This window comes from Roseofilum sp. Guam, from assembly GCF_017746735.1.
Lineage (GTDB): Bacteria > Cyanobacteriota > Cyanobacteriia > Cyanobacteriales > Desertifilaceae > Roseofilum > Roseofilum reptotaenium.
Genome location: NZ_JAGHZN010000058.1, coordinates 1 through 12,870 on the forward strand (window position 1 = coordinate 1; position 12,870 = coordinate 12,870).

At 44.9% G+C, this 12,870-nt stretch carries 15 protein-coding genes; 10 read left to right on the forward strand and 5 right to left on the reverse strand.

Annotated features, from left to right (window positions below; genetic code table 11):
* Positions 1-82: 82 nt before the first annotated feature.
* Positions 83-742: a HEAT repeat domain-containing protein gene (locus tag J7529_RS20010; RefSeq protein WP_271940503.1), complete on the reverse strand. Its 660-nt coding sequence runs from the start codon at positions 740-742 to the stop codon at positions 83-85.
* Positions 743-862: 120 nt separating this feature from the next.
* Between J7529_RS20010 and J7529_RS20015 the strand changes: the two genes are divergently transcribed.
* From J7529_RS20015 to J7529_RS20050, 8 genes are all read left to right on the forward strand, one after another.
* Positions 863-1,078, forward strand: a complete 216-nt coding sequence (locus J7529_RS20015; protein ID WP_271940504.1) for an acetyltransferase — start codon at positions 863-865, stop codon at positions 1,076-1,078.
* A gap of 72 nt (positions 1,079-1,150) precedes the next feature.
* The gene (locus J7529_RS20020) at positions 1,151-1,732 is read left to right on the forward strand and encodes a phycobilisome protein (protein WP_271940505.1); all 582 of its coding nucleotides are present in this window, start codon (positions 1,151-1,153) and stop codon (positions 1,730-1,732) included.
* Between the two features lie 19 nt (positions 1,733-1,751).
* On the forward strand, positions 1,752-2,297 hold the full coding sequence (locus tag J7529_RS20025) for a phycobiliprotein lyase (protein WP_271940506.1): 546 nt from the start codon (positions 1,752-1,754) through the stop codon (positions 2,295-2,297).
* Between the two features lie 297 nt (positions 2,298-2,594).
* On the forward strand, positions 2,595-3,467 hold the full coding sequence (locus J7529_RS20030; RefSeq protein WP_318719102.1) for a phycobilisome linker polypeptide: 873 nt from the start codon (positions 2,595-2,597) through the stop codon (positions 3,465-3,467).
* 164 nt (positions 3,468-3,631) lie between these two features.
* Positions 3,632-4,204: a phycobilisome linker polypeptide gene (locus J7529_RS20035; protein WP_318730432.1), complete on the forward strand. Its 573-nt coding sequence runs from the start codon at positions 3,632-3,634 to the stop codon at positions 4,202-4,204.
* Between the two features lie 29 nt (positions 4,205-4,233).
* Complete coding sequence (locus tag J7529_RS20040) at positions 4,234-4,797, forward strand: phycobiliprotein lyase (protein ID WP_271940512.1); 564 nt, start codon at positions 4,234-4,236, stop codon at positions 4,795-4,797.
* Between the two features lie 189 nt (positions 4,798-4,986).
* Positions 4,987-5,610 (forward strand): chromophore lyase CpcT/CpeT, encoded by a 624-nt coding sequence (locus J7529_RS20045; RefSeq protein ID WP_271940513.1) that lies wholly within the window; start codon positions 4,987-4,989, stop codon positions 5,608-5,610.
* A gap of 68 nt (positions 5,611-5,678) precedes the next feature.
* Positions 5,679-6,653 carry a hypothetical protein gene (locus J7529_RS20050; RefSeq protein ID WP_271940515.1) on the forward strand — a complete coding sequence of 325 codons (975 nt, stop codon included), beginning with the start codon at positions 5,679-5,681 and terminating at the stop codon, positions 6,651-6,653.
* Between the two features lie 36 nt (positions 6,654-6,689).
* On the opposite strand, the gene J7529_RS20055 is transcribed toward J7529_RS20050, so the two are convergent.
* Positions 6,690-7,274 (reverse strand): phycobiliprotein lyase, encoded by a 585-nt coding sequence (locus J7529_RS20055; protein ID WP_271940517.1) that lies wholly within the window; start codon positions 7,272-7,274, stop codon positions 6,690-6,692.
* A 132-nt stretch (positions 7,275-7,406) separates the two neighbouring features.
* Here J7529_RS20055 and J7529_RS20060 point away from each other — a divergent pair, with 132 nt between their 5' ends.
* Positions 7,407-8,216, forward strand: coding sequence for a pentapeptide repeat-containing protein (locus tag J7529_RS20060; RefSeq protein WP_318730433.1), 810 nt, complete (start codon positions 7,407-7,409; stop codon positions 8,214-8,216).
* A gap of 225 nt (positions 8,217-8,441) precedes the next feature.
* Here the strand turns inward: J7529_RS20060 and J7529_RS20065 are convergent, their stop codons facing one another.
* The 3 genes from J7529_RS20065 to J7529_RS20075 all read right to left on the reverse strand — a co-directional run bounded on the left by J7529_RS20065 (position 8,442) and on the right by J7529_RS20075 (position 12,455).
* Positions 8,442-11,228 carry a CHASE2 domain-containing protein gene (locus tag J7529_RS20065; protein WP_318730434.1) on the reverse strand — a complete coding sequence of 929 codons (2,787 nt, stop codon included), beginning with the start codon at positions 11,226-11,228 and terminating at the stop codon, positions 8,442-8,444.
* 275 nt (positions 11,229-11,503) lie between these two features.
* On the reverse strand, positions 11,504-12,274 hold the full coding sequence (locus tag J7529_RS20070; protein ID WP_318730435.1) for a DUF928 domain-containing protein: 771 nt from the start codon (positions 12,272-12,274) through the stop codon (positions 11,504-11,506).
* Positions 12,246-12,455 (reverse strand): hypothetical protein, encoded by a 210-nt coding sequence (locus J7529_RS20075; protein ID WP_318730436.1) that lies wholly within the window; start codon positions 12,453-12,455, stop codon positions 12,246-12,248. Before J7529_RS20075 ends, J7529_RS20070 begins: the two co-directional genes overlap by 29 nt.
* 176 nt (positions 12,456-12,631) lie before the next feature.
* On the opposite strand from J7529_RS20075, the gene J7529_RS20080 reads away from it, so the two are divergent.
* Positions 12,632-12,862, forward strand: coding sequence for a hypothetical protein (locus J7529_RS20080; protein ID WP_318730437.1), 231 nt, complete (start codon positions 12,632-12,634; stop codon positions 12,860-12,862).
* The last annotated feature ends 8 nt before the right edge of the window (positions 12,863-12,870 follow it).

Here is a 12,870-nt window from a genome sequence, read left to right on the forward strand (position 1 = left end):
TGAATGCTCTTTCCATAAAAGACTATTTGACTCTTGTTTACATTATAGCCCCTTCAATGTAAGACCGGCAAGTTAAAACATGCTATAACCGATTTTCCAAAACAGCAGCCACCACGCGATGATCCTCATCTTGGGAGAGGGCTTGTAGGGCTTCCTGAGCTGCTTCTGAGTCAGCAAACTGTTGTAGCGCCCAAGCGACTTTGCGACGGATGCGCCATTCGGGTGAGGCGATCGCCGGTAATAGGGTTTCTAGGGCTGCTTGTTGTTTGTGGGTATTGACTAAGCAAGCGAGTCCTTCGATGGAAGCTTCAATAACCGTAATATCTTCGCCGTCTAAGCCACACAGACAAACTTCTAATAAGGCTTCTGGATGACCGAGGTCAGCAAGAGCAGCAATGATGCTGCGACGGAGCAACCAATGGTTATCTTGATGAAAGGCGATCACCAAATGGGAGATGGCGACTTGACCGGCGTAGGAGAGAGAGTTGGCAGCTTCCGATCGCACATTGGGGTCTGGGTCTCGTTTGAGCAGTTCCAGCAGGGCAGGAAAAGAGTCGGGGGATTGTTTGCGCCCTAGTCCCATGGCAACAAAGGAACGGACGAGAAAATCGGGGTCGTTGATTTTACTCATCAGCAAGGGGACTGCATCTTCACTGCTATAGTCTTTGAGGGCGGTGACGGCTTTGAGTCGGTCTTGGGAATTGGAGCTGTTGAGGGCAGTTTGGATTTGATGCAGTTCCATGGGGGTTGGCGAGGTCTTGTGTTACGTTTCTTAAAATTTTAACCACAGACTCCAATATTTGGGAAGATGATAGGTGTTACAAAATGCCAAATTGAGTGTTAATACCCTAATTGAATCCCTATGTCTGAATCAAACTCTACTCAAGCCTCTCCTCAAGAAATTGAAGAAGTGATTCGTGAATTAGAGCAATATCGTGAACGTCTGGTCAATGATTTCTTGGGCGCTTCTCGCAAGGCTAAGTTCTCTAAAAAGCAAGCTTTAGACGATTTGGCTAATCATCAGGAAATCCTTAAAATCGATCGGGCACTTCAGGAATTGCGTGGGAATCAAAATTAATCGAATTTAGAGGGGATAAATAACGAAACTCCCCTCTTTAGTGTTTGCCCGTTTAATTGTCAGAAAGAGATCATGTTAAGTCCTGCTGTTCAAGAATTAATTACTAAAGCCCAAATTGTTAGTTTTGAGAGTTGGATCTCGGCCGAAAAGCCGGATGTGATTCAGGTGTTTGAACAGGCTAATCAAGAGCGCCAATATTTAACGGACGATCAGTTAAAGTATTTAGCCAGTCAAGCAGGGGAAAAGGGAGAATGGTTGGATATAGCCAAGGAATTGCGCGATCGCGCACCAGAGATTATCGATCGGGCTAGATCTGAGGTTTTAGAGCAGTTTCCCCAGATTACGGAACCAGGAGGGGCATTATATCCGGAAAAGCGGGCGGAAAATTGCTGGCGGGATTTTTGGCATTTTTTGCGCTGTATTCATTATGGAATCGCTGGCCAATCGCCCCAGTATACTAATCCAGAGGGATTGCACTATATGGATTTATTGTATCAGGAGTTAGCAGTTCCTTTAGATGCCATGGTGATGGGTTTGGAATCGATGAAACAAATTGGCATTGAACAGTGTGGTGGGGATAAGAAGACTGAGTTGTTGCCCTATTTCGATCATTTGATCGATCGGCTTAAAGGATTTGATGGTTATAGGAAGTAAAGGAGGAAAGGCAGTGTCCATGGATCGATTTCGGTATTTCTTTGATTGTTGTGTGGGAGAATGGGTGACAGAGCGGACCTATCACTATTTAACGGTTCAGGAGGTGGAACGATCGCACACAGAATTCGCGATCGCTCCCCTATCAACTGCAGCCAAAACCCAAGTTCTTAAAGATAACCAACGTCCAGAACTCGATAATATCGAATCTTTATGTGGGTTTCATTTAGGATTTGATACGGTCTCGGAAAAAGGGGAACGGGTTTCCCAGAAACTTAATATGCTGTTTGTTCCCCAGGAAGAGACCTCTGGAGTGTTGACAGGGGATTATTTGCGCGATCGCGCCTATGAAGAAGCCGCACCCAAGGTCGCCCAATTCCGCTTTGATCCCCAAACCTTGGAATTATTAATGACCACAAATTATACGCGTATAATTTCCGTAGATTCGATCGCCCTAATTAACCCCACTCTCAGAATTCGGCGCATTTTTAATTACCATCGCCCGGCAGAAGGACACCCCCTCGATCAATTGGCTCTTGTAGGGTTTGGAGTAGAACAAAAAAAATAGTGTCCTCCGAATAGGATAGTCAAATGACTCATATTCTGAGAAAATCAAACAGATTAGTCACATTAAGGGGCTGAAACTTTACAATTCTTCATAGTTTCCGGGCCGACCCTCAGGATATAAATGAGGAGATGGAAACCGGAAAGAAACTGGAAGAAATTGGCATAAAGTCAGAACATCAGCTTAGTCCGAGGAGTAAGCGTTTTCTGCACAGAAATGTTAAGTTTCTTAGCGTTTTTAAACGTCCTTCCCAGGAATTCACCCTTTTGTAGACCCTCTTTTGAAAGGAGATTAGAATAAATGCCTTTTGGACCCGCGTCGGAATTAGGAGTTTCTTTATACGAAGAAACCGATCCCATTGAAGTCTGGCCAGGACGATCGGATGAGGAAGTAGAAGCCGTCATTTGCGCAGTCTACCGCCAAGTCTTAGGCAATGCCTATGTCATGGACAGCGAACGCTTGAGTATCGCTGAATCTCAATTCAAGCGGGGAGAACTCAGCGTTCGTGAATTCGTACGTCAAGTGGCAAAATCTGGCTTATATCGCACTCGTTTCTTCGAGTCTTGCCCTCGCTATCGTGCAACGGAGTTAAACTTCAAACATCTTTTAGGCCGCGCTCCTAATAGCTATGAAGAAATGAAAGCTCATAGTGATATTTTGGATCGCGAAGGTTTTGAAGCAGATATTGATTCCTACATTGATAGTGACGAATATCAAGATACATTTGGGGAAAATATTGTCCCCTATGTGCGGGGCTACAAAACCCAAACCGGTAAAAACATGGTGGGCTTTACCCATATGTTCCAACTGATGCGCGGGCCCAGCAGCAGCGACTTCAAAGGTAGTTTGGCTGGCAATCGTCCTCGGTTGAATAAACTGGTGATTCAAGGAACACCAACCGCCGTTGTTCCTCCTTCGGGTGGTGTTGGAGGTTGGTCTTTCCAAGATTCTACTTCTAGCGCTCGGACTCGTCTGGGAGTAGGCGCGACTGAAGGTGGAAAAGTTTACCGGATTGAAGTCACGGGTTATGGTTCCCCAGGAGCAGTTAATCGGGTGTCTAAATTCCGTCGCAGCAACAAAGTGTTCTTGGTTTCCTTTGATGAACTCTCTAAGACCTATCAGCAAATCCACAAACAAGGAGGTAAGATTGCCAGCATTAGTGCTGTCAATTAATCCTGTCTTTGTGTGATCGATAGGTGGCAGTAGGACAGAGACCGTTCTACTGCCGGCTTTCTATGGAGTAGCCTAGGCAACGAAAATGCTTTCGACAATGTGCAAGGGTAGTAGATAGGGACAATAGGGCGATCGCCTAAAAAACGAAAAAATAATTGGATCTTATGGGACTAGAGGGAAAAGCCTTACATGAACCAATGGTGCGCCTGCAAATTGAGGGAGGTAACTCCCCCCATCAGCGTCGCGTCCGGTCTGGGTTAACTGTGCGCCAAAGTCAATTATCTCAGGCGATACAGCGGATTCACCGTTCAGGAGGTAAAATCCTAGAGGTTCAACGGGTCACTCAAAAGCTAGAGAAGGCTGAGACCACAACTGAGCATCAGGCGATCTCACAATCTTTCGAGTCCGTGAGGACAGAAGCATCATTAAGCGACCAGACAGATCGGATTTTAGATCGCGAAGCATCCCAAAATCCTGAACCTGTGGAAGTCGAACTCGATCCTCCAATCGCTCAAACCTTTCAACCTCAAGCACGTGCAGTTGCAGAGCCGAAACCTTTCTCTCCCATTTATTATTCCTTATTTCCGCAGCGAAAAGTTGACCGGTCGAGGATACCCCCTGTGCGTCGTCAGCGCATGAAAAATTCTCTAAAGCGTAAACAGCTATACCGAACCTTATCTCCAGGAAAGCAAAGACGGCGATTTTTCCGCTGTCAACCTTTGAAAAGACGGCGGTGACGGTAAGGGTGATATTTTAAGTTGAGATTATGGATCTGAAACAATTTGTAAAACAGTCAATTGGGCGATGGAGATCGCAACGCAGTGCCCATCATTTAGCCTTCGCCCATTTTGAAAAAGTGCGATCGACCATAGACATTATGGCCCTAGACCCCCAAGATCCGGGAGTCCTAGAGGTGTGTGAATTATATAAGATCGATCCAGCCAGCATGGAATCCCCATTTAGGATGACTTGGGAAGGAGAATCGGATTGGGATGAAGATGATTGGGATAAAGAAGAGGAAGAAGAAGAAGAACAGGAACTCAAGGGATCGTGTATTTTAGTCCCCATTCCTGACCCGGAGTCTCCCCAGAATGGCCAACTCCTGCGCGATCGCGGTTATGCCGAAACCATTCCAGCGATCGGTCACTATTCTCTCAATACTGAAGGCATCTTTACCTTAATCACTGAATACGATCGGGCAGCAGCCGAAGAGCGGATTTGGTTTGCTACCCCTAATTTACGTTTTCGGGTTTCCCAAATTAAAACCCGTGATGGCCAAGGCGTAACCACTGCTTCTTTTTCTTCTGAAATCCGGTCTCTATCCTCCTAAAGCTTGAGACTGTTGGGCAAACCGTCAATTTATCCGCGATCCCCATATAGATAAAAACCACAATTTAAGATATAATTTGGGGATCGTAAAAAACTTGTTATGGTCATCAATTGCCAGGTATACCCCTAGCCAATCACAATTTCTGTCCCTGGCTAATTGTCCCCAACCCCTAGAATAGCAAACTGTTCCATGACCTCTAGTGTATCTGTATCCTCTTCTCAGGAACTGATTAGATTCGCTCATTGGTTAGCTGGAGATTTTAGCAATCATCAGCAAGCCTATAACCACCCCACATTATATGCCCATATTCATGTCTTGTGGCGACCCCTGCCCTGGGAATTTTTTCAAGGTATTGGGTTTTATTCGGAGCAAGTCTATGACTATGATCTCTGGAGTCCATACCGTCAAGGCGTACATCGGTTAGTCGATCAAGGCGATCGCATTTATATCGAAAACTATAGCTTACAAGACTCCATCCTTTATGCGGGTTCAGCACGAGAATTAAGCATTCTCCAGACCATTACCCCCCAGGTCATCCAACGGCGCTATAACTGCTCCATGGTTTTCCAATGGGATGGAACGTGCTATCGGGGATCGGTAGAACCCGGAAATCAATGTCTCATTCATCGCAAGGGACACCAAACCTACTTGGTTAGTGAAGTAGAACTGACAGAAAACACGTGGAAAAGTCTGGATCGGGGGATGGATGTCAAGACCCATGAACAGATTTGGGGGTCAACAGAGGGAGCCTTGGAATTTGAAAAGATAACCAGTTTTGCCCAAGAAGTCCCCACCGAAAATTTAGGACTGTAAACCTCTTGAAAATGATGAAGGATAAACGAGTGTAACAAAAAATCAACCTTAATCCAAAATTTGCTAAAATGGCTAAAGATACATCAAACAATCGTACCCAATATTCAGAGTCAAAAATGAAGTTAGGAATTTCTATTACCCCCACTGGAAAAGAGCTACTGAGCGAGATGGCTAAAACCACGAAACTATCCCGTTCGGAATTGGTAGAGCGGCTTTCTAGGGGGTATATCAGCATTAAAAGTGAGCTGACGAATACGATTCTAACTTTAGACTTTGAGACTAAATCAGGGGATGCCAATGGTTCAAAAAACGAGTCCAAGTTTCCGGCACTGAAAAATATTGCCGTTAGTCAAGTTTCATCAGCAGAAGCGCCTCCAACTTCAGCCGAAGTTGCCGAACTGAACCAAGCTTTGGCAGAAAAAGAGCAAAACATTGCGACCCTACAGGAAAAGCTGACCGCTTATCAGAAACACAAATCTACGGAGTCCGTACTCAAGCAAACTATTGCTGAAAAAGAATACCAGATTTCTGAATTGCAAGCTCAAGTGAAACAGCTTCAGGATCAGGAGGCTCATCAAAGCAGGAGTGAAGAGGAAAATCAAGAAGCGATCGCCGCTTGGCAGCAAAAAATAACTGAACAAGGACAAACGATTGCGCAGTTACAAGCTCAAGTTAACCAACTTCAGCAAACCCATGATGTCCTGAAAAATACTACGGTTCCCAAAGAGCATTACGAAGCGATTCAAGCCCAGTTATTAGAAGCTCAACAACAGCAAGACCATCAGAGTCAGAATCAGTCTATCTCCGACCAAGAGTATGAAGCCCTAGAATATAAACTGCAACAACAGTACCAGATTGTGGAGAGTCTACAGGCACAATTACAAAGTGTGAAAACGCCCCATGCAAAGGAAAGTCAATTGCGATCGCAATTGCATCTCCAGCAGGAAACGATCCAATCCTTAGAGGAAAAAGTACATCGCTTGCAACAAGTTTCGGCGATCGGTGAATATCACCTAAACCGGTGGCGCACTCATAGCTTTTAAACCAGTAGGGGCGAAGAATTTTTCGCCCCTATTCTGCTAAATGATCGCTTGATATTTCTTGTCCATCTCTTCCAACTGGGTTGGAAGGACACACCGGCGTTCTGAGGCATAACTCATTAAATTGACCCCATTGAGCATTTTCACGGTACTCACACGCACGCGGAAATTATCCGTAATAAACCAAGCCCTTTCTTGTCCTTGATTGCGCTCATACTCCGTCTCAATGGTTAATACCCCATCCGTCGCAAAATGGTATCGTCCAATCACCGGGATACCCTCAACATACCCTCGATTTCGCAAAAAATAGCCTTGGCGAGGATTATCTGAATTAGGAATATCCACCAAAACCGCAGCATAATTGGGATTAGGTTCTTGGTCAGTATCTAAGTTGTCTTGCCACATAAAACTTGCTCCCCCAGACGCTGTAGCCGGATCGGTCTTATTGATCTCACAAAGCTCTACCACTTTGGGATCATTGGGGCCAAAAACTTGGACAATGAGATTAGAAAGTCCAGACTCATTAATCGTAGAGTCAAAATGATGGACAGTGCGCTCCGAATACCAAACTCCTTCACTTTTGCGAAAGAAGTCCATCATCGTCATAGGATGCTGAAGTAACATGAATAGTCAAACCTTCTGTTGTCAGATCAATCGGCAGATGTGGTTTTTAATTAAGAAAAGTTAACAAAACTCTAAGTCATGTGCCCTAAAATTTTAGGATAAATCAAATTGGTTCATATTCGTTCATTCAACATGGTGTATACAGAAAATGGCGATCGCACTCCAGAGCAACTCGGACTGCATCCCGGAGCAGATCGACCTGGAATAGACGCTATGCAAATGGATTTATCCGGCATAGACTTAAATCAAGCTAATTTAGCCACTGCTAACTTGATTGGCACAAACCTGAGCAGAGCTTCCTTGAATGGAGTCAACCTAGAAGGGGCAGATCTACGAGGGGCAGATCTACGAGGAGCCAACTTACAGGGGGCGAACCTCAAAGGAGCATACTTAAATCGATCCCAACTGCAAAGTGCCAATTTAACCGCCGCAGTTTTAGAAGAGACTAGGCTAAAACTGTCTCTCTACAACAGTGAAACCCTTTGGCCAGAAGGTTTCGACTATCGGAAATCAGGAGCACTCGGACCAAAAGCAAGTTTAGCTGGAGTATTTCTAAATACCGCTAATCTTCGAGGAGCCGATCTACAGGGTGCTAATTTGCGCGGTGCTTATCTGAGTGGAACAGACCTAACCGAAGCCAATTTAGAAGATGCAGCCTTGAGTGGAGCCAATTTACAAAAAGCCTTTTTAACCGGCGCTAATTTGCGTAACGCTCGCTTGAATAATACAGAATTGCAAGGGGTAGACTTTCGCTGCGCCGATCTCACGGGAGCCAGTTTTGACCAAGTACAGAATATTGCCGGAGCCGACTTTAGTCAGGTCAAAGGTTTAACCGAACAAGCTCAGAGCCTTCTGCGTGGACGACAAGCTCAAGAATTAGGTACTTGGAACCCTTTTACACGCCGTAGTACGGCTGAGAGTTTAGGCATTACATTTGGATGAATGGGGCATGTAGAGGTGGACGGCTGTTCGCCCCTACAGGTTTTTCCAGCACATGAGCGCAAAGTGCTATATAGCAGAGAAAGGGAGAGTTAGGACATTTTCTATTGCGATTCGTGCCTGTTGCTAGAGTGCCTTAAACCATCACCTACAACTCCTTTTCTGCTATACCAGTAGTCCCTGAGTGCCCATTGCCCACGCCCTATTCCCTTGATAATGAATGATTCTTTATGATTCGTTATTTTCCTCCTGACTCTCCTTGCCCGACTTAATCAGTTTTACGATCGCCAAATCATTAAACTCCTCAGCGAGAGTCAAAACTTTTTCGGCAAACACCTTGTATGTAGGATGCCGTTCCATTAAATTCTTGGCTTTTTGTTCTACTACTTCAATATCACCAATCCTTGCTGCTTTCAAAATTCCTTCTAATTCCTCTGAAGTAGGAAAGATCATTTCCTCATGTTCAGATTCTTCTCCATCTTTTGCCCCTTCATACACCCACTCCAGTTGCAAATGATGCTGTAATTGTTCTAATAACTGGGAGAATTGAATCGGTTGGGGTAGAAAATCATTACTGCCGAGTTCTATGGCACGATCGCGATTTTGCTCATATACATTAGCTGAAGTAGCAATCACGATCATCTCTTGAAACTCTGGGTTTTGTCGCAACTGGGAAATGACCGCCCATCCATCTAGAATCGGCATCATTAAGTCAACAATCATCACATCAGGATGTAGCTCACTGGCTTTTCTCAGAGCTGTTTCACCCTGTTGAGCTGCAAAGATCTTAAAGCCCAAAGGTTCGAGCAATTTCGTAAAAATATCCAGATTATCCAAGTGATCGTCAACAACCAAAATACTCACGGGTTGGTGATTAGAATAGCCAGTAATGTGGTCAGCCGAGGTTTTTGGCGTGAGTACAGTTCCTTCTCCTTCTCCTAAAAGCAGATCTAGGTCAAAGCAGAATGTACTTCCTTCCCCATATACCGATACGACTTGCAATTGAGACCCCATCATCTCTACTAATTGTTGAGAAATAGCCAATCCTAGTCCGGTTCCTTTTGCCTTTCGTTTCGCTTCTCCAACTTGCTCAAAGGGTTGGAAAATCTTTTCCATTTGTTCAGGGGTCATTCCTGCACCCGTATCGATTACTTCAAAGCGGATAGTTGCTGTTGACTCAGATTGAGCGTTATTTTGAGTGTGGCTTTCTGCTTGCTTTTGGACGGACAGGGTAACAGAGCCGCGATCGGTAAACTTAATGGCATTATTGAGCAGATTGAGCAAAACTTGGCGCAATCGCTTTTCATCAACCACAACTTCTTCTGGGAGATCGTTGGAGAAATTCCATTTAAACGGTAAATTCTTTTCTGTGGCTTTGATCTGGCAAATTTCGGTAACCCCAAAGAGTAGGGTGGAAAAATGAATCGGTTCGGGGAATAAGTCGAGTTTTCGAGCCTCAATTTTGGAAAGGTCAAGAATATCATTAATTAATTTGAGTAAGTGTTCTCCACTTTGTTGAATAACAGAGACACTTTTTTTATCGAAGGAGTGGACAGTCGCAGAGCGCTTGAGAATTTGGGCATACCCCAAGATGCCATTGAGGGGAGTTCGCAACTCGTGACTCATGTTGGCGAGGAATTCACTTTTGGCTTGATTGGCAACATCGGCCGCTTCTTTAGCCTGTACTAATTGTTGAGTGCGCTTCTCTACTTTAGCTTCTAGGTTTTTCGAGTAGTCGGAGAGATGTTGGTTGGCAATGAAGAGTTGTTGATTAGCGATCGCCAGTTTTTGCTGCTTATAAGTATTCGTCGTTATGATTGAACTGAGTACAAAAGCGGCCAGGGGAGACATCACTGGAATCAGGATGCCGACCAAGAAGGCCCCATAGGCTCCCACCAACAACCCTGCACTCCACAGAATGACACTCCACAAGACATTCCCTCCAGGAAGAGTCCGGTTTTTCTGCTCACCCCAAACGATCACCAACCAGAGTCCCGCACTTCCCAACGAGGCCCAAAGTCCGATCCAAAGTGCTTGCATACTCCCTGTCCATCCCTTAATCGAGGGACGACCCTCTAAGGCGCTGCGAATGATTTGACTGATAATATTGGCATGAACCACCACGCCTGGAGTCAGTTCTTTGGTTTCTAACCAACTGGTACTATAGGGCGTAGCAAAGAAATCATTGGTACTTGGAGCGGTTGATCCAATGAGAACAATGCGATCGTGCATTAAGTCAGGTGCAATCTGACCTTGGACCACATCCCGCAAAGCGATCGTCGGAAACATGGTCGTTGGTCCTCGCCAATTGAGTAAAATCTGATAGCCACCGAGGGCTTTTTTGGAATAGCCGGCCTCTCGATTTTGCAGGGGAGTAAAGGTGGTAAAACCCAGTTGGAATTTGAGCTGTTCTGGATTAAGCATATTTAAGGTAATGTCCCGTTGCTCCAGATATTGGATCGCAATATTGGCAGCCAACCCATCTTTAATTGCCCCTTCTTCTTGGTTATCAGTTGTAGAGAGTAACGCACGGCGGATGTTTCCATCTCCATCCAACATCAGATCGGCAAGGGCAACTCGATCTAGGGCTTGTAAAATTGGAGGGGGTTCGACGCGATCTCCAATAATTTTTTCCACTCCGATGAGGTTGGGAGTGCTACCAAAAACCTCTTTGAGTTCCGCATGTCCTGGTTCTTCGGGAATATTGCGATAGATATCCAACCCAATCATCGCCGGTTCCTGGGAGCTAATTTGTTGGATGGCTTGGGCTAACAGGCGATCGGGAATCGGCCAGTTGCCCGCAAATTTAATATCTTCTTCATCAATGGTGACAATAACAATGGTCTCCTCCATAGATTCCTGTGGCCGCAAGCGAAAAAACAGATCCCGTATGCCCCATTCCAACAGATTGAACATGCCTAAGAGATTAATCGCGATCGCACTCGCCGATACACTAGAAGCAATGATGATCAGGCAAAGGTAAGGTCTGATTGATGCTTGGAATCTTGGCAACATAGTTCAATTCATTATTAATTAAGCAAAGGTTACCTGACCCTCACTGATTTTTTGGACAGTGCTTCCTTTAGTCGGCACTTTCCTCTGAGGATTTCTCCTTTGATTGCCAACTAATGCGCTTTTTTTCTTGCTGCTGTAAATATTTAATTGTGGTGTTATAGACAAGAAAATATTTCTCAAACTGTCGCTTGAGTCTTGCTCTTTATTCAGGGTTTAGGAGCATTCAGATCTGGCGTAATCTTCTTACTGTAACTCCTGAATCTGGGCATTTAGATTTAGTAAGCTGTTGGAATCAGAGAGGCTTTAGTTAGTTTGGATAAGTTTACTGAGTCTAACAACTCTGTCCATTCTGCCACCAATTCAGGATTCGTGGGATCAACCACTTGTAAGGCTGCGAGGATAGCAGCACAGTCATACCAGACTCCATTCTCTGCGAGGATTGAGGACTGCTGTAAACGGGTTTTGCCTTCGAGCGATCTCGCCAACTGAGAACTTGGAGCAATTCTTTTCACCAAACCATCAACAAACGGAGTGTTGGGAGATAATCCTGGCTCCAACTTAAGGGCAAAATACCACTGATAGAGTTTACCCACTTCCAATCCAGGCGCATCTTCAGGAAGTTGAATGGCAAGAATTCCACCTTTTCCAGAGACCGGAATTGACGTAGTGTACAGAAGAGTTTTGTCCTCATCTTTGAGAGAAAAGATTCCTTCTCCTCCTGGGGACTCAGGCACATAAACCAAAATCATAGGATGGCTTGATAGAGTCGTACCGTAGAAATTCTCGGGTAACACGGCCACCATAGCTGATTGCTCAAGATAGTTCTGCTCACTGCGAGCTGCGCCCCCTGCTGCTTGACTGGGAGAACTATTATCTGAAGGAGGAATAAAACTACCTCTTGATGCTCCCCCTGCTGCTTGGCTTGGAGCGCTATTATCTGAAGGAGGGGTAAAGCTCTGACGAGATGCTCCTCCTGTGGATTGACTAGGTGCACTATTGTCTGAAGGAGGTAAGAAACTACTCCTTGATGCTCCTCCTGTGGGCACTATTGTCTGAAGGAGGTAAGAAACTACTCCTTGATGCTCCTCCTGTGGATTGACGGGGTGCGCTATTATCTGAAGGAGGGGTAAACATAGCAGCTTGAACCGTTTCTATTGCTATCGAGAGCGTTACGATCGTCACTAGAGACAAGCTTGCTGCTTGTATAGCGTGTTTCTTAAGTTTCATAGGTTTGGCCTCACGGATTTTGGGTGATAGGGATAAGTTAAGTTGAGCAGACTTGAGAAATAAGAAATAAATTTTGATTGGAGATAGTTATAATCTAACGTTAACTTAAAGTTCCGTGGTGCTTCAACTTAGAGTGCCCTTACCGTTTCTTAGGGTTTCATTGTTGCAGTGCTGCGATGCTGCGATCGGGATCTTGGATTGAGCCTCTTTTACCCAACCCAATCGTTTTAGCATTTTTAGCTATTTTATATAAAAGTATTTTAGTATACAAAGCTTACCTTCTGCAACCTCATTTTAAAACAATTGCAGAGAGGATACAAGGCGATCGCCAATTATTTCTGATTGTTTTGATTCTCTTTCAACTTCCCACTCCCGACTTCCGCAATCTAGAAACTTCCCTGACTTGAGGCTCTAA